General features: G+C 47.4%; 16 protein-coding genes, 1 pseudogene and 2 riboswitches. Of the genes and pseudogenes, 8 read left to right on the top strand and 9 right to left on the bottom strand.

Features of this window, described 5'->3' with window-relative positions; all coding sequences use genetic code 11:
* Positions 1 to 223 precede the first annotated feature (223 nt).
* Entirely contained in the window at positions 224 to 1,540 is a 1,317-nt protein-coding gene (locus AC3B4V_RS13355) for a calcium-binding protein (protein WP_488378692.1), read from the top strand.
* Between the two features lie 182 nt (positions 1,541 to 1,722).
* Positions 1,723 to 1,800: riboswitch (glycine riboswitch) on the top strand.
* A 160-nt stretch (positions 1,801 to 1,960) separates the two neighbouring features.
* Positions 1,961 to 3,328, top strand: coding sequence for an amino acid permease (locus AC3B4V_RS13350; RefSeq protein ID WP_488378691.1), 1,368 nt, complete (start codon positions 1,961 to 1,963; stop codon positions 3,326 to 3,328).
* Positions 3,329 to 3,368: 40 nt separating this feature from the next.
* On the opposite strand, the gene AC3B4V_RS13345 is transcribed toward AC3B4V_RS13350, so the two are convergent.
* On the bottom strand, positions 3,369 to 4,898 hold the full coding sequence (locus AC3B4V_RS13345) for a cryptochrome/photolyase family protein (RefSeq protein WP_488378690.1): 1,530 nt from the start codon (positions 4,896 to 4,898) through the stop codon (positions 3,369 to 3,371).
* Between the two features lie 244 nt (positions 4,899 to 5,142).
* On the opposite strand from AC3B4V_RS13345, the gene AC3B4V_RS13340 reads away from it, so the two are divergent.
* The gene (locus AC3B4V_RS13340) at positions 5,143 to 6,636 is read left to right on the top strand and encodes a malate:quinone oxidoreductase (protein WP_488378689.1); all 1,494 of its coding nucleotides are present in this window, start codon (positions 5,143 to 5,145) and stop codon (positions 6,634 to 6,636) included.
* A 45-nt stretch (positions 6,637 to 6,681) separates the two neighbouring features.
* Here AC3B4V_RS13340 and AC3B4V_RS13335 read toward each other — a convergent pair whose 3' ends face one another.
* Positions 6,682 to 7,224 (bottom strand): ECF transporter S component, encoded by a 543-nt coding sequence (locus AC3B4V_RS13335; RefSeq protein ID WP_488378688.1) that lies wholly within the window; start codon positions 7,222 to 7,224, stop codon positions 6,682 to 6,684.
* Between the two features lie 250 nt (positions 7,225 to 7,474).
* Here AC3B4V_RS13335 and AC3B4V_RS13330 point away from each other — a divergent pair, with 250 nt between their 5' ends.
* Entirely contained in the window at positions 7,475 to 8,044 is a 570-nt protein-coding gene (locus tag AC3B4V_RS13330; RefSeq protein WP_488378687.1) for a hypothetical protein, read from the top strand.
* Between the two features lie 43 nt (positions 8,045 to 8,087).
* Here the strand turns inward: AC3B4V_RS13330 and ahpF are convergent, their stop codons facing one another.
* From ahpF to AC3B4V_RS13300, 6 genes and pseudogenes are all read right to left on the bottom strand, one after another.
* Positions 8,088 to 9,617 carry an alkyl hydroperoxide reductase subunit F gene (gene ahpF / locus AC3B4V_RS13325; RefSeq protein ID WP_488378686.1) on the bottom strand — a complete coding sequence of 510 codons (1,530 nt, stop codon included), beginning with the start codon at positions 9,615 to 9,617 and terminating at the stop codon, positions 8,088 to 8,090.
* 14 nt (positions 9,618 to 9,631) lie between these two features.
* Positions 9,632 to 10,195 (bottom strand): alkyl hydroperoxide reductase subunit C, encoded by a 564-nt coding sequence (gene ahpC / locus AC3B4V_RS13320; protein ID WP_023469815.1) that lies wholly within the window; start codon positions 10,193 to 10,195, stop codon positions 9,632 to 9,634.
* 221 nt (positions 10,196 to 10,416) lie between these two features.
* Positions 10,417 to 11,817 carry a decarboxylating NADP(+)-dependent phosphogluconate dehydrogenase gene (gene gnd / locus AC3B4V_RS13315; protein ID WP_488378685.1) on the bottom strand — a complete coding sequence of 467 codons (1,401 nt, stop codon included), beginning with the start codon at positions 11,815 to 11,817 and terminating at the stop codon, positions 10,417 to 10,419.
* Between the two features lie 20 nt (positions 11,818 to 11,837).
* Positions 11,838 to 13,183, bottom strand: a pseudogene (locus AC3B4V_RS13310) (GntP family permease).
* Between the two features lie 24 nt (positions 13,184 to 13,207).
* On the bottom strand, positions 13,208 to 14,749 hold the full coding sequence (gene gntK / locus AC3B4V_RS13305) for a gluconokinase (RefSeq protein WP_214806128.1): 1,542 nt from the start codon (positions 14,747 to 14,749) through the stop codon (positions 13,208 to 13,210).
* Positions 14,742 to 15,458: a GntR family transcriptional regulator gene (locus AC3B4V_RS13300; protein WP_064300753.1), complete on the bottom strand. Its 717-nt coding sequence runs from the start codon at positions 15,456 to 15,458 to the stop codon at positions 14,742 to 14,744. Before AC3B4V_RS13300 ends, gntK begins: the two co-directional genes overlap by 8 nt.
* 182 nt (positions 15,459 to 15,640) lie before the next feature.
* Here AC3B4V_RS13300 and AC3B4V_RS13295 point away from each other — a divergent pair, with 182 nt between their 5' ends.
* From AC3B4V_RS13295 to mmuM, 4 genes are all read left to right on the top strand, one after another.
* A complete protein-coding gene (locus tag AC3B4V_RS13295; RefSeq protein ID WP_488378684.1) occupies positions 15,641 to 16,555 on the top strand; it encodes a ketopantoate reductase family protein in 915 nt (304 codons plus the stop codon).
* A gap of 204 nt (positions 16,556 to 16,759) precedes the next feature.
* Positions 16,760 to 18,226: a polysaccharide pyruvyl transferase family protein gene (locus AC3B4V_RS13290; protein WP_064300751.1), complete on the top strand. Its 1,467-nt coding sequence runs from the start codon at positions 16,760 to 16,762 to the stop codon at positions 18,224 to 18,226.
* 108 nt (positions 18,227 to 18,334) lie between these two features.
* Positions 18,335 to 18,436, top strand: a riboswitch (SAM riboswitch).
* A 77-nt stretch (positions 18,437 to 18,513) separates the two neighbouring features.
* The gene (locus tag AC3B4V_RS13285) at positions 18,514 to 19,917 is read left to right on the top strand and encodes an amino acid permease (RefSeq protein ID WP_488378683.1); all 1,404 of its coding nucleotides are present in this window, start codon (positions 18,514 to 18,516) and stop codon (positions 19,915 to 19,917) included.
* Positions 19,892 to 20,827: a homocysteine S-methyltransferase gene (mmuM, locus tag AC3B4V_RS13280; RefSeq protein ID WP_488378682.1), complete on the top strand. Its 936-nt coding sequence runs from the start codon at positions 19,892 to 19,894 to the stop codon at positions 20,825 to 20,827. Before AC3B4V_RS13285 ends, mmuM begins: the two co-directional genes overlap by 26 nt.
* Before the next feature lie 68 nt (positions 20,828 to 20,895).
* On the opposite strand, the gene AC3B4V_RS13275 is transcribed toward mmuM, so the two are convergent.
* Entirely contained in the window at positions 20,896 to 21,318 is a 423-nt protein-coding gene (locus AC3B4V_RS13275) for a MarR family winged helix-turn-helix transcriptional regulator (RefSeq protein ID WP_035395500.1), read from the bottom strand.
* Positions 21,319 to 21,320: the final 2 nt, after the last annotated feature.

The following is a 21,320-nucleotide window of genomic DNA, read 5'->3' as shown; positions in this document are numbered from 1 at the left end:
CCGCTTCATACCTGAATCGAAAACTACTTAACTTTATTATCAATTCATTCAATATAAAGCCGTTCCGAAGGGAAGTAAAATAGATAGTTCTTATGCTGAGTATAAGAAAATAGAATAAAAGAGAATATACAAAAACTAATAAATTACATAATTAGTTAATAGTTTTGAATAATTTACCGATAAAGATATGCACAAATAATTTTGTTGGATAGGGGAAGTAAGAATGAGATTAGCTAAAACGATTATAACGGTATTATTACTTGCAATTTTAGTACTTGTTGCAAATGAAAATTTAGTAACAGCAAGTACAAAAAATTTAAAAGCAAGCGATGGGAAAAAATGTACGATCATTGGTACAAAAGGAAACGATACCTTAAAAGGTACTAGCAAATCTGATGTAATTTGTGGTTTAGGCGGAAATGATAAAATTCAGGGTCTTGGAGGAAACGATACAATTGATGGTGGAAGTGGTGATGATTCAATTGTTGCGGGTTCAGGAGACGATAAACTATATGGAGGAACAGGAAACGATAAACTCAAAGGGGAAAGTGGATCAGATTATTTTAAAGGGAACGAAGGAATCGATACCGTTTCATATAGCGATAAGAAAAAAGATTTGAATATCAGCTTAAATAATAAAAAAGATGATGGAGAAAAAAACGAAAAGGATTTAATTAGTAGTGATGTTGAAAACTTAACTGGCGGAACAGGAAACGATAAAATCCAAGGGAACGATCGTAAAAATACACTCATTGGACTCGCTGGAAACGATAAAATCGAAGGTAATAAAGGGAATGACGAAATCGTTGGAAAAGAAGGCAGTGATACTTTAAAAGGTAATCAAGGCGACGATCACATTGATGGAGGACAAGGTAGTAATACATGCTATTTAGATCAAGAAGATAGTGAGAGTTCGAGTTGCCAGCTGTTAAAAGACCTAGGTGATTTAGTGGTCCACGTAAAAGGAACCATTCATAACAGTGATTTGAAAGGTTGCTATTTTTTCATGAATAGTCCGATTGGGGAAGAACCTGCTGCTTCCGGTTTAATTGATAAAAATGGTCATTTTGAATTCGACGCCTTTACAGGAAAGTATCTTAACTGGCAGGTTGGCAAACTATTTGATAGTGGCTACACGGATTACCCTGGAAAAAATCCAGAGTGCACATCAAACATCAGACTTAGTGGAAACATGTATAATCTTGAAATTATTAAAAATATGCCTGAATTTTCGGTAAAACTACCTGATCTTATTGAATCGACAATTAGTGTAAAAAATACTTCTGGAAAACGAATAGCTGGGCTGACTTCAAGCTATGTTTATAGTAATTCTCGTCAAATATCTTCTTCTTGGGATGAGAACAGTAGTTTTTCTGTCATGATTCCACCATTCACAACACAGGCAAATCAAGACCAAAAAGTAAAAGTATTAGAGGGCGACGACTACGATATTAGACTAATCGGAAAAATTTATGGAATGAAAATCTCTAGAGAATTTGAAGGTAAATGGTCTAAAAAAGTTGATCTAGTCATACAATGATTATTTAAAAAGAAGTAAGCGGATACAATTAATTTTGATATTAATACTTTAAAATTAATTTCAAAATTAATTTGACAAACGCTTTAGAGATTACTAGAATTAGAAACAATTCATCGATGCAGCGACGCATCGGATAATCAAATAAAGAGAAAGCTATGATTGTCATGGGTCACACTATGGCAGGAGCAGCTTCTGGAGAGACCGTGTCGACACGGCGCCGAAGGGTTCACAATCTCAGGCAAACGGACAGAAGAGTAATCAGATGCAGCGACGGGCATTCATCGAATGTCGTAGTGGCGTGTATGGGTTATTCCTTTGATTTTGTTGAGATTGGACATTCGTCCAGTCTCTTTTTTTCTTTTTCAGGACCGACAGAACGGTCTGAAGCGTAGAGAAACCATCACAAGGAGGAGTTCAGGTTTGGAACAGCAAGGATTAAAGCGGGATTTATCGAATCGTCATGTACAGTTGATTGCCATTGGTGGAACGATCGGAACAGGGTTATTTTTAGGATCAGGAAAAGCGATCCAACTCGCCGGACCATCGATCATTTTTGCCTACTTACTCGTCGGGATCGCGATCTTCTTCGTCATGCGTGCACTTGGGGAATTGTTATTGTCAAAAGCAGGTTATCAGTCACTCACGGATATCGCAGAAGATTATCTCGGACCACGTGCCGCATTCGTGACCGGTTGGACGTACTGGTTCTGTTGGATCATGACAGCGATGGCGGACATCATCGCCGTCGGTGTGTACGTCAAGTATTGGTTTGATATCCCGCAATGGATTCCAGCCGTTCTTGCTCTCTTGATTTTACTTGGTTTTAACTTATTAACGGTTAAATTGTTCGGTGAACTCGAGTTTTGGTTTGCCTTGATCAAGGTCGTGACGATCCTTGCCTTGATTGGTGTCGGAATCGTCCTGCTCGCAATCGGTTTTAAAACGGACGCCGGTCCCGTGACCGTGTCGAACCTCTGGTCACATGGCGGATGGATGCCAAACGGGATTTCTGGATTCCTGCTATCGTTCCAAATGGTCGTCTTTGCCTATGTCGGCGTCGAGCTCGTTGGGGTGTCCGCAGCAGAAACAGCGGATCCGAAGAAGAACATTCCGTCCGCGATCAATAAGATTCCGCTTCGGATCTTATTCTTCTATGTCGGTGCCTTACTCGTCCTCTTGATGATCAACCCATGGACAGGATTAAGTGCGACAGAAAGTCCGTTCGTCAAGACGTTCAGTCTGATCGGGATTCCGCTCGCAGCAGGAATCATCAACTTCGTCGTACTGACGTCTGCTGCTTCTGCATGTAACAGCGGAATGTTCTCGACGAGCCGGATTCTGTATAACCTAGGAAATCAACAGCAAGCATCGAAAAAGTTCTCGAAATTGAACAAAAACCATGTTCCGGCAAACGCCTTGTTCGTCTCGACGATTGTCGTCTCAGTCGGTGCCTTGCTCAGTAAACTGTTACCAGGACAAGCGTTCAGTATCGTCACGACGATCAGTGCGATTTGCTTCATCTGGGTCTGGGGTGTCATCCTCGTCTGTCATCTCCGGTACAAAAAACAAAATCCGGAATTACATGCGGCATCGACATTCAAAGCGCCATTGACACCACTCGTCAATTACCTCGTGCTCGGATTGTTTGCAGTCATTCTCGTCGTCATGCTGTTTGCTGACGATACACGTCCAGCCTTGTTGTTGACACCGGTCTGGTTCCTCGGACTATTCGGACTGTATCACCTCCGAAAAAAGAAACAACAAGCAGCTAATCAAAAAAGTGCGTAATTCAAAACAAGCCGGTCGGATCTAATCCGACCGGCTTGTTTTATGGTGTATCGAAAGCACCATCCTGTAATTGTTTCCGAAGTGCTTTCGCTTTCTTGCGAATATCGCGTTTGCTGTCCGCATCGCGCTTTCCCCATTGCCGATACATCATCGACATCCGCTGATTATCAGCGAAGCGTTTTTCATGCCGGTCGATGAAGTCCCAGTACAAGGCGTTAAACGGACAGGCATCCTCTCCGAGCATATCCTTTTGATGAAACGGACATCCCTTGCAATAATCACTCATCTTATGGATGTAATTCGCCGAAGCGATGTACGGTTTCGTCGATAATATTCCGCCATCGGCATGAAGCGCCATCCCGAGGACGTTCGGTAAGACGACCCAGTCATAGGCATCGATGTACATCTCGTTGAACCAATCTGCCGTCTGTTGCGGCGAAATTGCAAACAGATTAGCGAAGTTCCCGAGCACCATCAAGCGCTGGATATGGTGATTATGGGCATGCTCGACGACAGGACGTAACGATTCAGCGACACAGTGCATGTTCGTCTTCCCGGTCCAGAAAAAGTCCGGTAAATCCGCTTCATGACGCAGCGCATTGACGGAAGCATAGTCTGGCATCTCGGCTAGGTAGACGGCACGCATGTACTCGCGCCAGCCGAGGATTTGTCGAATAAAACCTTCGACCGCATTGAGCGGAGCATCTTGATCTTCGAGGGCGGCTTCAACTTGACGAATGACCTCTTCCGGTGTCAGCAAGCCGAGATTGATTGCTGCTGATAAGAGCGAATGCGATAACGTATCTTCGCCGGTCAGCATGGCGTCTTGATACGTTCCGAACGTCTCGAGTCGTTCTTCGATGAAACGATGAAGAGCCCGCGTCGCTTCCTTGCGCGTGACCGGCCAATGGAAGGAATCAAGTGCTCCCGGATGATCAGAGAAATCACGCTCGACCTTGTCGATGACGTCCTTTGTGATGCGATCGGGACGAAACTGAATTGGATCCGGAAACGTCGTCCCCGACTTCGCCGGTTTCCGGTTCTCGGCGTCAAACGACCACTTTCCACCAATCGGTTTGGAGCCGTTCATGAGAACGTTTCGTTCCTTGCGCAGTTTGCGATAAAAACGGTCCATCTTGTAGGGCTTGTCGCCGATTGCTTCGACCGCTTCTTCCTGTGTCAGTAAAAACAACGGCACGTCGGAACAGACCTCGACCTTGATTTTCTTTGGTAAAGCGTCTTGCCACTTGTGCATCGCCTTTCGCATCGGTTCGTCCGTGATCGCCGTATAGAATACATGATCCGGATCATGATCTTTCCGGTGTGCCTTAAATGCCTGATCAAACGAATCGGCTTCCCGGTAATCGACGGTGAAGCCTTTTTCGCGCAGTTCTTCCGCAAAATGTCGCATCGCTGAGAAGACGAGGACAAGTTTTTGTTTATGGTACGTCTTCCACTTGGAGCGCGAGGTCGCTTCGACCATCAGGATGACGTCGTCTTGTTTGTTTGCTTCCTTCAATAAAGGGAGATCGTGATTCAATTGATTGCCGAATATCCAGCGTGTCGCCATGAGCGTTCCTCCTTTTACTTTCGTTATATGATTACCGTTTTTCGTCAAAGTCATGCCTGGTTGTGTGCCGGCTGACGAAAATCTTCTTACCTGAATCGTCGCTTTTACACATTTCTGAATGTAAAAGAAGTTCCTTTCTGTGCAAGCTATGATAGGGTTATAATGGAAAGGTAAGTTGTCGTCATGAGGGGGAAGTTTTTCATGACAGGTAGTCCATAATATCAACGGGGATAGGAAGGATATCATGAGCAGTATGCCTAAAAAAACAGACGTTATTTTAATTGGTGCCGGAGTCATGAGCGCGACGTTAGGGGTCTTGTTAAAAGAACTCGCGCCTGAGATCAACATCAAGGTATTCGAGAAACTCGCGAGTGCCGGGGAAGAGAGCTCGAACGAGTGGAACAATGCAGGAACAGGTCACGCCGCACTATGCGAACTGAACTATACGACGGAAAATGCCGATGGTTCGATCGATATCAGTAAAGCGGTCAAAGTAAACGAACAGTTCCAACTGTCACGTCAATTCTGGTCGCATCTCGTCAAGGAAGGTGTCTTGCCGAATCCGAAAGAATTCATCATGCCGATTCCACATATGAGCATGGTTGAAGGAACGGAAAACGTCGAATTCCTGAAAAAACGATTGGAAGCGCTATCAGCGAATCCGTTGTTTGCGGGAATGGAATATTCAGAGGATCCAGCGAAATTAGCCGAGTGGATTCCACTCATCATGAACGGTCGGACGTCACCAGAGCCGATCGCTGCGACAAAAATCGATTCAGGAACGGACGTCAACTTTGGTGCGTTGACACGAATCCTGTTTGAATATCTCGCACAACACGATGTAGCGATCAACTATCAGCATGGTGTCGAGGATTTGAAGCGTGTTGACGGGGGTTGGGAAGTCAAAGTGAAGAATGAGCGCGATCACCGGATCGAGCATCATACGGCGCAGTTCGTCTTCATAGGAGGTGGCGGCGGTAGTCTACCGTTGCTCCAAAAAACAGGCATCGAGGAATCGAAGCAAATCGGTGGTTTCCCGGTCAGTGGTTTATTCCTCGTTTGTAAAAATCCTGAGATCATCGAACAGCACCATGCGAAAGTCTACGGAAAAGCGAAAGTCGGAGCACCGCCGATGTCAGTACCGCACTTAGATACACGATACATCAATGGGAAGAAATCACTCCTCTTCGGACCGTTTGCTGGCTTCTCACCGAAGTTCCTAAAGACAGGATCAAATCTTGATTTGATCGCGTCTGTCAAACCGAACAACGTCTTGACGATGCTTGCTGCGGGAGCTAAAGAGATGGGATTGACGAAGTATCTGATCGAACAAGTCCTCTTGTCGACGGAACAACGGATGAACGAATTACGAGAGTTCATCCCGAATGCGAAGACAGAAGACTGGGATGTCGTCGTCGCTGGTCAACGTGTCCAAGTCATCAAGGATACACCACAAGGAAAAGGGACACTCCAGTTCGGAACAGAAGTCGTCAGTGCAGCCGACGGATCTGTCGCTGCCTTACTCGGGGCGTCTCCAGGTGCCTCAACAGCGGTACCGGTCATGCTCGAAGTGCTCGCGAAATGTTTCCCATCCGAATTACCAGCGTGGGAAGCAAAAATCAAGGAGATGATTCCGTCTTACGGGATCTCACTCGTTGAACATCCGGAGCTGTTCGAACAGATTCATGCCGAAACAGCAAAAACGCTCGAACTCGAACAAGGTCAACCGATTCGCTAAACGAAAACCGTCCGACTCTACGAGGAGCCGGACGGTTTTTTGGATTTAGCGGAAGTTACGGAAGAAACGCGTTTTCTTCAGTGCAATCCCGACTGGAATCGCAACGAGGATTCCGACGACGTTTTGTGTGATGTTTCCTGGAATTGAAGCGACTGGTGCGACCCAGTTGCTGTAAAGAATACCTTCACAAACATAGTAAACAGCAAGCATGACAGGAGCAGAAACAATCATTGCAAAAATATTTAAGCCAGGGTTGTCTCCTTTGTATCGCGAAGACCAGGCGATACGCCCGACAATATATCCTTGGAGTCCTCGAGCTATGATTGTAAATGGAGCCCAGAGTGTCCATCCACTGATAAGATCAAATAATCCCATACCGATTGCTCCGGCAATCAGTGCTGTCCGTGGACCGAATAAAATCGCGATGAGAAAGAGCATTGCTGTTCCCATATGAACGAGACCACCGCTTGAAGCGATTGGCAATTTGATATTGATGAATAGTGTCGCAACAAGAACAAGTGCGATTGACATCGCAGTGATGACGAGCTGGCGGGTACGAGTGCTAGAATACGGTGCTACTTTTTGCATGTGGCTAACCTTCTTTATGATAGATTTTAAGATATCTTCAATCTATCAGATGCCTGGACTAGTCAAAAGTGTCAACTTTGAATTATTTATAGGGGTCAGATTGACTAAAAAGTCGTCATTCGTTCTTAATTCCAAAAGAGTTTAATCTATTCATACAGTCTTAAATGAAAAAATCTCCAAAACGGTTGTCGTTTTCAAATCTATTCCTCGTTTTTTTCGTACAATGAACAGCGAAAGGAAGGGGAAGTCAATGAAATATCAAATCGCGACAGCCGTTGTCATACTTGCTTCGTTGTCACCAGTCATATCGGAGGCAAAGGACCAGACGACACAACATCAACGTTATTACGCAGCATATGAAAAAATCGTGGAGAAAATAAATCGGACACAGGAAAATGCGGACGTCACATTGCTTGCAGCAAATCAATTCGCAGACGAGGACTGGATTTCGCCGGAACGTTTTCAGGAACGAGTAGTCAAACGGTTAAAGCCGTTGCATGTCCAACTGAGTATTTATGGAGATGGTCAACGAGCACTTGAACGTACACAAGGTGGAAAAGAAGTTCGTATCACGGGAAATTTCGAAACGGAACTTTTGGAGCGAAGTGAGCGACAATGGTTCTCTGATGTCTTTTCGATGACGTCTCAGGGCATCAATGATGGCATTTGGACACAGAAAGGATTCGATGGTACCCGAATCGATGCAGGACAAACGATGGTCGTAACGGTCAGTGGTACATACGCGAAGCAAGGCATCTTAACAAAGCACCACATCACAAAAGAGTTTCATTGTTCATCCGTTGGTGAAATCTACTATTGAAATAGAAAAAGAGCGAAACTCGTTTGAGTTTCGCTCTTTTCGTTTAATTCCGGATCAAGTGATCGAAAGCACCCAGTGCAGCTGTTGCACCAGATCCCATCGAGATGATGATCTGTTTATACGCGCTATCCGTGCAGTCTCCTGCTGCGAAAACGCCTGGTACGTTCGTTGCGCCGTGGCGATCGACTTGGACTTCACCGAACTTGTTACGGCTCACCGTTTCACCAAGCCAGTCCGTGTTCGGTACGAGACCGATCTGTACGAAGACACCTTCGAGCTCGACGTGACGTTCGACGTTCGTTTCGCGCTCCATGTACGTGATACCGTTCACTTTATCCGTTCCTGTGATTTCCTTCGTCTGTGCGTTGACGACGATCGTGACGTTCGGAAGGGAAGCGAGGCGTTCTTGAAGAACAGCATCCGCTTTTAGTTCCGGTGCGAATTCAAGGACCGTGACATGCTTGACGATTCCTGCGAGATCGATTGCTGCTTCGATTCCTGAGTTTCCGCCACCGATGACTGCGACACGTTTTCCTTCGAACAATGGGCCATCACAGTGTGGGCAGTAGGCGACGCCTTTGTTCTTGAATTCGAGTTCACCTGGGACACCAACGTTACGCCAGCGTGCACCTGTTGAAAGGATCAAACTCTTCGTCTTCAAGACAGCACCATTCTCAAGCTCGAGCTCAAGGAGGTCCTTCTTCTCAAGACGAGTTGCTCGTTGCAGGTTCATGACGTCGATGCCATACTCCTTGACGTGCTCCTCAAGACTTGCGACGAGTTTTGGTCCTTCCGTGTACTTCATGCTGATGAAGTTTTCGATGCTCATCGTATCCATGACTTGTCCACCGAAACGCTCTGCGACGATTCCTGTCCGGATGCCTTTACGGGCTGCATAGATGGCAGCACTCGATCCAGCTGGACCACCACCGACGACGAGGACATCGTATGGATCTTTATCAGCGAAATCAGAAGCATCGGCACCTGTGCCAAGCTTCGCCAAGATTTCTTCGAGTGACATCCGTCCGTTACCAAACGCTTCGCCGTTGACGAAGACCGTCGGAACAGCCATGATTTCTTTTTGTTCGACTTCTTCCTTAAATGCCGCGCCATCAATCATCGTGTGACTGATGTTCGGGTTGAGGACGCTCATGACGTTCAATGCTTGTACGACATCTGGGCAGTTGTGGCAGCTCAAGCTGATGTACGACTCGAAGTGGTACGTTTCTTGAATGCCTTGAATCTGCTTGATGACGTCCGCATCGACCTTCGGTGCTCGACCGCTGACTTGTAGCAGAGCGAGAACGAGGGACGTGAACTCATGACCGAGTGGGATTCCCGCGAACGTGATTCCGCTTGTCTCACCGACACGGTTGACTGTGAAACTTGGTGTCCGGGGAAGGCTTGCCTGCTCGACGGAGATGCGTGGTGTCATGCTTGCGATCTCTTCGACGAGTGCGCTCATCTCAAGCGAGACGGCGTCTGTCCCAGCGCTAACCGCTAGGACGAGATCGCCTTCGAGAAGCTCGAGGTATTGCGCGAGTTGTGCTTTAATGTCTGGTGCTAAAGCCATCGCGAATCCGCTCCTTAAATTTTTCCGACGAGGTCAAGGCTTGGTGTGAGTGTTGCAGAGCCTTCTTCCCATTTCGCTGGGCAGACTTCGCCTGGATTGTTACGTACGTATTGTGCTGCTTTGATTTTGTTGACGAGCGTGCTTGCATCGCGACCGATACCGCCTGCGTTGATCTCAACTGTTTGGATGACGCCGTCTGGGTCGATGATGAACGTACCGCGGTCAGCAAGACCATCTTGTTCGTTCAAGACTTCGAAGTTACGTGAGATGACGTGTGATGGGTCACCGATCATGACGTACTCGATTTTACCGATTGTTTCTGATGTTTCGTGCCATGCTTTATGTGTGAAATGCGTATCTGTTGAAACAGAGTAAACTTCAACGTCAAGCGCTTTGAGAGTTTCGTATTGATTTTGGAGATCTTCGAGTTCTGTCGGGCAAACGAATGTAAAGTCTGCAGGGTAGAAACATACGACACTCCATTTACCGCGAAGGTTAGCATCCGTTAGGTCAACGAATTCTCCGTTGTGGAATGCTGATGCACTGAATGGTTTTACTTCACTTCCGATTAAAGACATGATAAAAATCCTCCTCAAGGGTTCTATTTTTAGAATCTGTTCTAGTGCATACAAACAATCTGTATTTATCACACTAGAATAATTCTAATCTAATACTAATTTCATATAGACCAACACTTTTGTCAAGGTATAATCGGCAATTTCTTATTTCAGGAAAGATTGTGTGAACAAAAAAAGAAATCCCGACTCCTAAATGAAACAGGAGTCGGGAGCTGTTTTCTTTATTGCCAGTCCGTGTGGAAGATCCCTTCGCGGTCTGTCCGGGCATACGTATGAGCACCAAAATAATCGCGTTGTGCTTGCAACATGTTGGCATTCGAATTCGCTGTCCGGTAGCTATCGTAATACGTCAGTGACGTCGATAGAGATGGGAGTGCAAAACCAGATAACGCACCCTCGGCAACGACGTGACGTAACGATTCTTGATACGCCTGTACTTTCTCAGCGAAGAACGGGGCGAGCATCAAGTTCGAGAGGTTCGCATCATTTTTGAATGCTTCACTGATGACGTTCAAGAAGTCTGCCCGGATGATACATCCACCACGGAAAATCAAAGCGATCTCTTCAAGGCGTAAGTTCCAGTCATACAACTCAGACGACGTCCGGTACTGGGTGAAGCCTTGCGCGTATGCGGCAACTTTCCCCATATAAAGCGCTTGACGAATTCGTTCGACCCACGCGTCTCGCTCAAGCGTCGACAAGTCTTCTGGTCCCTTTAAGACAGTAGACGCTGCGACGCGTTCTTCTTTAATAGCTGAAAGATAACGCGCGAACAGAGCTTCTGTAATGATTGAAGAGGCGATCCCATTATCAATGGCTTGCAGGCTCGTCCATTTTCCGGTTCCTTTTTGACCGGCTTGATCGAGAATGACATCAATCAACGGTTGCCCTGTCTCGTCATCCGTTTTTCGGAGGATATCCGCTGTGATCTCAATCAAGTAACTTTTCAGTTCACCCGCGTTCCACTCAGCGAAGATGTCCGCGACTTCCTTGACGTCGAGTCCGAGACGGAAACGGAGGAAGCTATACGCTTCAGCAATCAGTTGCATGTCTGCATACTCGATGCCGTTATGGACCATCTTAACGAAGTGACCAGCGCCTTTTGGACCAATATAGACACAACATGGATCTCCTTCGACGTGAGCGGCGATCTTCGTCAAGATCGGTGCGACATGTTCGTAAGCTTCTTTCGATCCACCCGGCATGATCGCAGGACCGGTCCGCGCACCGACTTCACCACCCGATACACCGACACCGATGTACTCGATCCCGTGGCGTTGTAACTCGTCGAAACGACGCTCTGTATCGAGGAAGTGAGAGTTCCCACCATCCATGATGATATCGCCTGTTTCGAGATGCGGAAGCAACGATTCGATGACTGAATCAATCGCGCTACCAGCCGTGACCATCATGAAGATTTTACGTGGGCGAGCGAGTGATTGAACGAATGCTTCAATGTCATAGTACGGATGAAGAGGTAGTCCCTCATCATGTGCGACGAGATCGTCCGTTAAATCACGTGTGTAGTTATAGATGGCGACTTCTTCTTGATGACTCGCCATATTCAGTGCCAGGTTGCGTCCCATGACGCCAAGCCCGATGACTCCGATAGAATGTTGCATAAGTAGAACGACTCCTTTTCTTAGACGACGAGGCTGAGGAGAAGAACGAACCCAAGTCCACAAACGGAAATGATCGTCTCAAGCACAGTCCATGTCGCAAACGTTTCTTTTAATGATAATCCGAAATACTCTTTAAACATCCAGAAGCCTGCATCATTGACGTGTGAAGCGATCAGACTACCTGCACCAGTCGCGAGAACGACGAGCGCTAAGTTGACGTCGGATTGCTCCAGTAACGGAATGACGAGACCTGCCGTTGATAGGGCAGCGACTGTCGCGGAACCAAGTGAGATCCGGAGAATCGCAGCAATCAACCAAGCAAGTAGAATCGGAGATAACGCTGATCCTTCAAATAATTGCGCGACGAACGTCCCAACACCGCCGTCAATCAAGACTTGTTTAAAGGCACCGCCACCGCCGATGATCAATAGCATCATCCCGATTTGGGCGATTGCCGTCGTACAAGATTCCATGACCGTTTGCATCGGAATCTTACGCGCGATCCCCATCGTGTAGACCGCGACGAGTAATGAAATCAACATCGCCGTTGAGGCGTTCCCGATGAATTCAATCGCCGAGATGACACTGTTTTCACCCCAACCGAGTGTTTCTTGTAAGAGCGTGAAGATCGTTGCGACCGACATCAAAAGAACCGGTAGCATCGCCGTGAAGACACTGATGCCGAAGCCTGGTGTCTCTTCTAGATCAAATTCTTTTTGTTCTCCGAGTGACGCGATGTTTCCTGTCCGTGTAAACGATTCAGGTACGAGTCGTTTCGCGATTTTTGTAAAAATAGGACCAGCGATGATGACGGTCGGAACAGCAACGATGAAACCATACAATAAGACTTCCCCGATATTGGCTTTATACTCACCAGCGATGACGGTCGGACCCGGGTGAGGTGGTAAGAAGCCGTGCGTGACGGATAGGGCAGCGACCATCGGGATCCGAGATATAGAATCGAGACACGGAGCTGACGTGAAATCGCAAAGACGATTGGAATCAACAAAACGAGTCCGACTTCGAAGAAGAGGGCGATCCCGATGATGAACGAAGCGACGACAACCGCCCACTGGATGTTCTTTTCCCCGAATCGGGCGACAAGCGTCATGGCGATTCGCTGCGCCCCCCCGGCGTCAGCAATCAGCTTTCCAAGCATGGCACCGAGACCAAAGATCAGTGCCAAGTGACCAAGCGTTCCTCCGATACCGGCTTCGATCGTCTTGACGATTTGATCGAGCGGCATGCCGAGTAGTAGTGCAACGCCAAAGGAAACGATGATGAGTGAGACGAACGTATTTAATTTCAACCCCATGATGAGAACGAGCAACGCGACGATCCCAATTCCTACGATGACTAAAGGCATGATGACTTCCCCCAAAAGATTAAGTTAGTTTTCTTCTTGAATCAAGCTCCGTTGATACGTAGCGATTCGTTTGTGATCCTCAGACAATGTCCGCGCTAGACTAATGAAAATTGGTAAGAGCTGACGATATTCATGCATCGCTTCTTCATTTGGTACATGGCGATGCGTTTCCCCGATCATCTCAGAGACGACTTCGAACGAATCGACTTCCCCTGTCGCATACAGTCCGAGAATACAAGCACCAAGACATGAACTTTCAAAACTTTCCGGAATGACGACTTCTGATTCAAAGATGTCCGCCATCATTTGGCGCCAGACTTCGGACCGGGCAAACCCACCCGTCGCCTGAATCCGTGTCACGGGACCGTCCATGCACTCGATTAGGGCGAGGAAGACGGTATAGAGATTGTAGATGACGCCTTCTAGTGCCGCCCGGATCATATGCTCTTTTTTATGCGAAAGCGTCAAACCGAAGAACGAACCGCTGACATCCGGATTCCAGAGCGGTGCTCGTTCACCGGACAAGTAAGGATGGAACAATAGCCCGTCGGATCCAGGACGGACGCGTTCGGCAATCTTCGTCAAAACAGCGTACGGATCGATGCCAAGGCGTTTTGCTGTCTCGACTTCGGCTGAAGCGAGTTCGTCTCGGATCCACCGTAAGACCATTCCACCATTATTGACAGGTCCGCCGATGACCCAGTGGTCCTCGGTCAGCGCGTAACAGAACGTCCGTCCCTTTTCATCGGTCTGCGGACGATCAATGATCGTTCGGATGGCACCGCTCGTTCCGATCGTGATCGCAATTTCCCCTTTGCGAATCGCGTTGACACCTAAGTTAGAAAGAACACCGTCACTGGCACCGACTAGGAACGGCGTATCGACGGAGAGTCCCATTTGTCGTGCGTAATCAGCATTCAGTCCGGTACATGTCGTCGTCGTCGGTACGGGTTCCGATAAGTAGCTTGCATCGATCCCTGCGACGTGTAACGCGCCCGTATCCCAGCCTAATTCATGAATGTTGAAGAGACCGGTCGCTGAAGCGAGAGAGTGGTCGATGACATATCTACCGAACAATCTTTGGAACACGAACTCCTTGATCCCGACATATTTTTTCGTTTGAGCGTGGAGCTCCGGACGATCTTCGACGAGCCAACTGATTTTGCTGAGCGGTGACATCGGATGAATTGGTGTTCCGGTCCGGTGATAGATCGATAGACCATACTGTTCCTTGATCTTGTTCGACCATGCTTCACTCCGGCTGTCCGCCCACGTGATGCAGGCAGTCAATGGTTGATGTTGTGCGTCCATTGCGATCAAGCTGTGCATGGCACTACTGAACGCGACGAACTTTGGTGGCATGCTCGGATGACGTTTCGTGATCAAGCGGATTGATTCGAGTACAGCATCGAAAATTTCTTCCGGATCCTGCTCCGCCGTCGAGCGATTTGGTGTATGGAGCGGGTAACCGACGTTCGTTTGTCCGATGACCTCTCCTTTTGTCGTAAATAAGACCGCTTTCGTACTCGTCGTTCCGATATCGACGCCTAACATATATTCAGTCATGTGAATCGACTCCTTTCGACATCATTTGTTGCGTTTTCCAGAGATCTTCGACTTCCTGGACGTCATCAAAGTTCTGATGTAAGGAAGCAACCATCCGTTCACGGTCGCCCGTCTCGATCGCTTCGATGTACAAGGCGTGGTTCGCGAGGATGCGTTCGAAGTCTTCGATGTCTTCCTCGAATCGTACCCGCATCGATAGGAGGATGAAACTTTCCATGACCGGTTTGAGATTTTGCCAAATCATGCTGACATATCCATGATCAATCGAGCGGATGATTGTTTCATGAAACAGTACATCTTGGAAGGAGAATTCATCGGCATCCTTGTATTTGATGGCAACCTTCATCATTTCGAGAATCTTACTGAGTTCCCGGACGAGTTCTGCCCGTTCGATTTTGACGAGTCGTTCGAAGACGAACGTTTCGATAAGTAGCCGGACATCATAGATTTCCTGAATGTCGCGCTCAGACAAACCGACGACGACCGCTCCCATCCGCTCGAGACGGATCAATTGTTCGGATGCAAGGACCTTTAACGCATCACGGACAGGCGAGCGACTGACTGAAAAATCAGAGGCTAATTTGTTCTCAGATAAGATGGTACCGCTTTCAATCCTTCCTGAAATGATGCGCATCCGTAGCTCGTGTGCGACACGATCTCCGGCGGAGGCTTTTGATAACCACTTCAAGGGGTATAACATTTCTGACATGGAATCACCTGATTTCTAAAGTGAGTATACTTGTATACAAGTTAGTATATACGTTTTTTTCTAAAATGCAAACGCTTAACTTAAAACGGATCGATCTACGCAGAAATCAGGAAATCGGTTCCAAATATGTTAGGGTGAAGGAGTAAGCAACGCACAGAACGGGTAAGGAGGAGATAGTACATATGAACATGTTAGTTGTAGGTGCAGGGGCAGTTGGAGGCTATTTCGGAGGTCGTCTTGCTGAGCAAGGGGAGCAGGTGACATTCCTCGTCCGTTCGAATCGATATGAACAACTACAAAAAACAGGACTACACATCACTAGTCCTCATGGCGATATGACGATTACGCCTCAGTTGATAACACGAGACATGCGACCGGATCGTGCATTTGATGTCATCTTGCTTTCAACGAAAGCCTATCACTTAGATGACGTCCTACAGGACATCGCGCCATTCGTTTCGAGCGAGACGTATATCATTCCTTTGTTGAACGGCATGCAGCACATTCGACGGTTAACAGAAGTCTTTGGAGAAGATCGAGTTTTGGGTGGTCTTTGCTTTATTGAGTCGACGCTTGATGCAGAAGGGCGCATTGTACAGACAAGCCCGTCGCATCGGCTGCTATTTGGTTCACGAACCGGTAAACCAACAGCGCGTCTAGAGAAAATCGCAGCGTGTTTTGCGAAAGCGAAGGCACCAATGAAGTATTCGATGCATATCATGGATGACATGTGGCAAAAGTATCTCTTCATTTCGACATTCGCGGGCGTGACGACGCTATTTCGCTCAGCAATCGGTCCGATTCGGAAAGAAGCTGTTGGACGTCAAATGATCCTAGACGTCATGGCGGAAGCGAAACAGGCGATGGAAGAACAAGGCGCAGTCTTTAATGACGATGTAGAAGCGGTCTTACTGAAGCAGATGCATGCAATGGAAGATACGATGAAATCATCGATGTTACGGGACATGGAAAAGGGTCAGCCCGTCGAAGTGGAACATTTTTTCAGTGCATTATTGAAGCCTGCTACGACTGATCAGATGTATGCCTTGAAATTAGTCGAAGCGAATCTACGCATGTATCTCGAAACGATTAGATAGTCACATTTTTCTATTTTAGAAAAATGATGGAGTGGTGCAAATGTTTCGTTTTGATGACGAAAGACCTGTTTCCCTTAGGAATCGTTGACTTCCGAAATAAAGTTCATCTATTCTTAATGAGATTGAAAAAAACTGATAATATATTTTTCCGTATTTTTTCTTGCAAGGACGAATGAAGCAGACGAGAGGGGAAGTTTATCCATTATGAAACGTATTATTATTCGTGCAGGTATGACACCATTCGAACAGTTCGATGCTCCTTATTTGATGAAACATAATTCCATTGGAGGAAACGTTGGAAATCTTATCTATCAATACAGTATCTTTCGGACGTTGATGACAGAAGGTACGACGATCACACCTGACTATTACTATTACGACGAAGAACGGGCAGACGAAATCAATGCCAACTTTGACCTTTATGTCATTCCGTTAGCGGACGCATTCCGAAAAGAATTCGTACCGACGTTACGGAAATATACACGTCTCATCAAAAAATTAAAGATTCCAGTCGTCGTCATCGGTGTAGGGTTACGTGCACCGTTTGAACCAGACTTAGATGGTGGATTCCCATTCGATGAAGATGTCAAAGCATTCGTCAGTGCCGTTCTCGAGCGCTCGAGCATGCTGGGTCTTCGCGGGGAGATTACGTCGAAATACTTAACACGTCTTGGTTTCCGCGAAGGGATCGATCATCGCGTCATCGGATGTCCTTCGATGTACGCGTTCGGTCGCGACTTGCACATCCGTGAAACGAACATCACACCTGAGTCGATGATTACGGTCAACTCGTCACGTTTAGCTCCACAAAACGTCCTCGATTTCATTACACGTGGGATGGAAGAGTATCCAAATCATTACTTCATTCCCCAGTGGATGAAGGAACTGAAGTTGACGTATACAGGGACGCACCCGATCGCAGATCTTTCAGTGACGAACTATCCGGTGAAAATGTCGGATCCTGCTTACATGAATGATCGGGTTCGTTTCTTCTTGAACGCACAGACATGGTTCGATTTCATCGGACAAGCAGACCTTAGTTTTGGTGCACGCTTGCACGGAAACATCACAGCAACGCTTGCAGGTACGCCGAGTATCCTCATTCCAAAAGATGCACGGATGCGCGAATTGACGGATTACCATCAGTTGACGCACATTTGGGCGAACGACATCACAGCGGATACACAATTATCCGACGTCGTAGCAAGCGCTGACTTCCAAAGTCCGGCACGTGTTCAAGCGCGTAACTTCGACAACTTCGTTGACTTCTTGAACGTGAACAATCTTGAGCATATCTACCAAGAGACGAACTATCCTGAGAATGTACCGTTTGACCGTCAAATGGCGCAAACCGAGTTGCTCCCACCAGTCCAACCGATCTCTGGCGTAAGTCTTGAGGAAGCAGTCGCTCGTTTTGAACGGTTCTTCCCGGAACAAGAGAAGAAGATTGCGGATGCGCAAAAACAAACAAAAGCACAATTAGCTGAAAAAGATAAGAAAATCAAAGCATTGCAGAAACAAACAGGAACGGCTCAAAAGGATCAAGAGATTGCGGCGCTCAAAGCGCAATTGGCTGCCCAAACGAAGAAAATGAAGCACCAGCAAGGAACATTGAATCGGAAAGCGGTTCGTGCAGCCTTGAAAACAGCGGATTTATTCGCCAAAAAATAAACCTCCAAACATTCCGGATCGATACGATGCGGAATGTTTTTTTGATAGGAGTATTCTGAATTGTGTTGACAATTTGAAAAAGACTTGATAGGGTTAGGAACAATTACATACTTATCCAGAGAGGTGGAGGGACTGGCCCTATGAAACCTCAGCAACAGGTCGAAAGATACTGTGCTAATTCCTGCGGGTGCTGCACCCGATCGATAAGATTTCCGAATTGTCGACCGACGCATCCGTGAGGATGCGTTTTTTGTTTGAAATAGGTGGAACGAGGAGGAAATGGATTCATGAAAACGAGCGGAGCATTTCGACGCAAGATGGAATCACGTCATCTGATCATGCTGTCGTTAGGTGGTGTCATTGGAACAGGATTATTTTTAAGTACAGGTTATACGTTGGAACAAGCAGGACGCGTCGGAACGATTTTATCGTATTTGATTGGGGCCGTCGTCGTTTACTTAGTCATGTTAAGTCTCGGTGAACTCGCCGTGCACATGCCGGAAACCGGATCATTCCATAAGTACGCAACGAAGTACATCGGACCCGGCACCGGTTATACAGTGGCCTGGCTCTACTGGCTGACGTGGACGGTCGCCCTTGGTTCAGAATTCACGGCAGCAGGCATTTTGATGCAACGTTGGTTCCCGTCGATTCCTGTATGGGTGTTCAGCGCATTGTTCGCTGCGATGATCCTCGTTATCAACGTCTTGAAGGTTCGCGTGTTTGCTGAAGTCGAGTTTTGGTTTTCCGCCATTAAGGTCGTGACGATCATTGCTTTCATTTTACTCGGTGCGGGAGCAATCGTCGGCTTCATTCCACTGCAAGATGGTAGCCCGGCTCCATTCTTTTCTTCGTTAACCGAAGGCGGGTTGTTCCCAAATGGCGCTTTCGTCATCTTCATGACGATGCTTGCCGTGAACTTTGCTTACTCGGGAACGGAATTGATCGGTGTCGCAGCGGGTGAAGCAGTCGATCCGAAACGGACGATTCCGCTTGCGATCCGGACGACAATCTTGCGACTCGTCCTCTTCTTCGTCGGTACGATCATCGTGTTAGCCGTCTTATTACCAACGGATGGGAAAGGTGTACTCGAAAGTCCGTTCGTCGCCGTGTTTGAACGAATCGGAATTCCCTACGCAGCAGACGTGATGAACTTCGTCATTTTGACAGCGATCTTGTCGGCAGCGAACTCTGGACTTTACGCCGCCTCTCGGATGCTCTGGTCGCTTGCGAACGAACGCATGATTTCACGATTCTTCGCCCAGGTGACGCCAAGTGGGGTTCCACTTCGAGCCGTATTGTTCAGCATGCTTGGCGGAGGACTTGCCTTGCTGTCTAGCATCTATGCAGCAGGAAGTGTTTATATCGCGCTCGTCTCGATTTCCGGTCTTGCTGTCGTCGTCGTTTGGATGAGTATCAGCGTTGCCCAGTATCGCTTCCGGAAGCAATTTCTTCGTGAAGGGCATACGGTCGACGAATTGGTCTATCGCACACCACTCTTTCCATTCGTACCGATCGCCGCTTTCGTCGTTTGTTTGATTTCCTTGATTGGTATCGGATTTGATCCGACACAACGAATTGCCTTGTACTGTGGTATTCCATTCATCGTGATCTGTTATGTCGTTCATGCGTTCACGAATTCTTCTCAGAAACGGAGTGTTGAAGATGTCCCGAATCAAAAATCCAGTTGATCAACGATTACAGGAAGTTCCCTTTCTCATTTTAGATGGTGCCCTTGCAACCGAACTTGAACAGAAGGGATTCGACCTGAACGACCCGCTTTGGTCAGCACGTCTCTTAATCGAAGCACCGGAACAGATCGAACACGTCCATCGTGACTACTTTGAAGTAGGTGCCGATGTTGCCATCACTTCAAGCTATCAAGCAAGTATCGAAGGGTTCAAGCAACGTCATATCACGACAGAGGAAGCACAGTCGCTGATTCGACAAACGGTCACCTTGGCGCAAAACGCACGCACGCGTAGCGGAAAGAGTGACGCATTAATCGCAGGATCAGTGGGTCCTTATGGTGCCTACTTAGCAGATGGTTCTGAGTATCGCGGTCATTATGGAGTGTCAGCAGATGTGCTAGAAGCCTTCCACAGACCACGGATCGAAGCATTGATTGAAGCGGGGGCTGATCTGCTGGCATTTGAGACGATTCCGTCGCTCGAGGAAGCTGTCGTGTTGTTCCGGATTCTCGAAGCGTATCCGGAAGTGTCCGCTTGGCTGACGTTCTCGCTTCAAGATGCGACACACATTAGTGAAGGAACGGCACTTGCGACGTGTATTGAAACGGTCGGACAACATCCACAGCTCGCAGCAATCGGTGCAAATTGTTTTCCGGCATCTTACGCGACCGACTTTATTCGTCACGTCAAGGCGTTGACGGACGTGCCAATCATCGTCTATCCGAACTCCGGTGAGGTTTATGATCCGGTCGCAAAAACATGGTCGGGTACGAATCAGTGTACGTCGTTCCAAACCGTCGCGAAGACATGGTATGAGGCAGGGGCACGATTGATCGGTGGTTGTTGCCGAACGTCACCTGAACACATCGCACAAATTCGTTTGGTTTGTCAGGTTTCTCATACATCATGAAGAATGACGAAAAAACGGACGCGAAATCGATTGATTTCGCGTCCGTTCCTTTAAATGGTGTGATTTCGTTACCGCTCGCGCAAGGCACGGTTGAATTGTTGCAATAGACGTCCAAAATCTTCGGCATCGTCCGATGGCCAATCCGTCAGGAGACGTTCGATGCTCGCGAGGCGCGCTGTCCGGTAAATCGTGAGCTCTTCTTGTCCTTTATCCGTAATATGATAGAAGAAGGCACGACCATCTGTCGGATCTTTTACTTTTTCCACAAGTTGCTTCTGATCGAGCGCTGCAGCTTGGCGGCTGACGGTCGAGACATCAAGCTGAAGTTCACGGGCAAGTGTTTTGACACCGACGTTGCCGGAATCCGCTAGTTGTCGCAGTAAGAGGTAGGAAGCACGATCTAAATTGCGATTGTCTGCCGTCGCTGTCGTCAAGCGCCGGATCAGGATTGCTAACTCCAATTCAATGGTTTCGAGTGCTTGTTGAGACATCG

This window comes from Exiguobacterium sp. E17S (genome assembly GCF_057772545.1).
The sequence above is the reverse complement of the archived record's forward strand: the minus strand, read 5'-3'. Positions and strand labels throughout refer to the sequence as shown.

Coding starts and splice junctions, on each gene's coding strand:
- AC3B4V_RS13355 (WP_488378692.1), top strand. CDS start 224: ATGAGATTAGCTAAAACGATTATAACGGTATTATTACTTGCAATTTTA.
- AC3B4V_RS13345 (WP_488378690.1), bottom strand. CDS start 4,898: ATGGCGACACGCTGGATATTCGGCAATCAATTGAATCACGATCTCCCT.
- AC3B4V_RS13340 (WP_488378689.1), top strand. CDS start 5,143: ATGAGCAGTATGCCTAAAAAAACAGACGTTATTTTAATTGGTGCCGGA.
- AC3B4V_RS13335 (WP_488378688.1), bottom strand. CDS start 7,224: ATGCAAAAAGTAGCACCGTATTCTAGCACTCGTACCCGCCAGCTCGTC.
- AC3B4V_RS13330 (WP_488378687.1), top strand. CDS start 7,475: ATGAAATATCAAATCGCGACAGCCGTTGTCATACTTGCTTCGTTGTCA.
- ahpF (WP_488378686.1), bottom strand. CDS start 9,617: ATGGCTTTAGCACCAGACATTAAAGCACAACTCGCGCAATACCTCGAG.
- ahpC (WP_023469815.1), bottom strand. CDS start 10,195: ATGTCTTTAATCGGAAGTGAAGTAAAACCATTCAGTGCATCAGCATTC.
- gnd (WP_488378685.1), bottom strand. CDS start 11,817: ATGCAACATTCTATCGGAGTCATCGGGCTTGGCGTCATGGGACGCAAC.
- gntK (WP_214806128.1), bottom strand. CDS start 14,749: ATGACTGAATATATGTTAGGCGTCGATATCGGAACGACGAGTACGAAA.
- AC3B4V_RS13300 (WP_064300753.1), bottom strand. CDS start 15,458: ATGTCAGAAATGTTATACCCCTTGAAGTGGTTATCAAAAGCCTCCGCC.
- AC3B4V_RS13295 (WP_488378684.1), top strand. CDS start 15,641: ATGAACATGTTAGTTGTAGGTGCAGGGGCAGTTGGAGGCTATTTCGGA.
- AC3B4V_RS13290 (WP_064300751.1), top strand. CDS start 16,760: ATGAAACGTATTATTATTCGTGCAGGTATGACACCATTCGAACAGTTC.
- AC3B4V_RS13285 (WP_488378683.1), top strand. CDS start 18,514: ATGAAAACGAGCGGAGCATTTCGACGCAAGATGGAATCACGTCATCTG.
- mmuM (WP_488378682.1), top strand. CDS start 19,892: ATGTCCCGAATCAAAAATCCAGTTGATCAACGATTACAGGAAGTTCCC.
- AC3B4V_RS13275 (WP_035395500.1), bottom strand. CDS start 21,318: ATGTCTCAACAAGCACTCGAAACCATTGAATTGGAGTTAGCAATCCTG.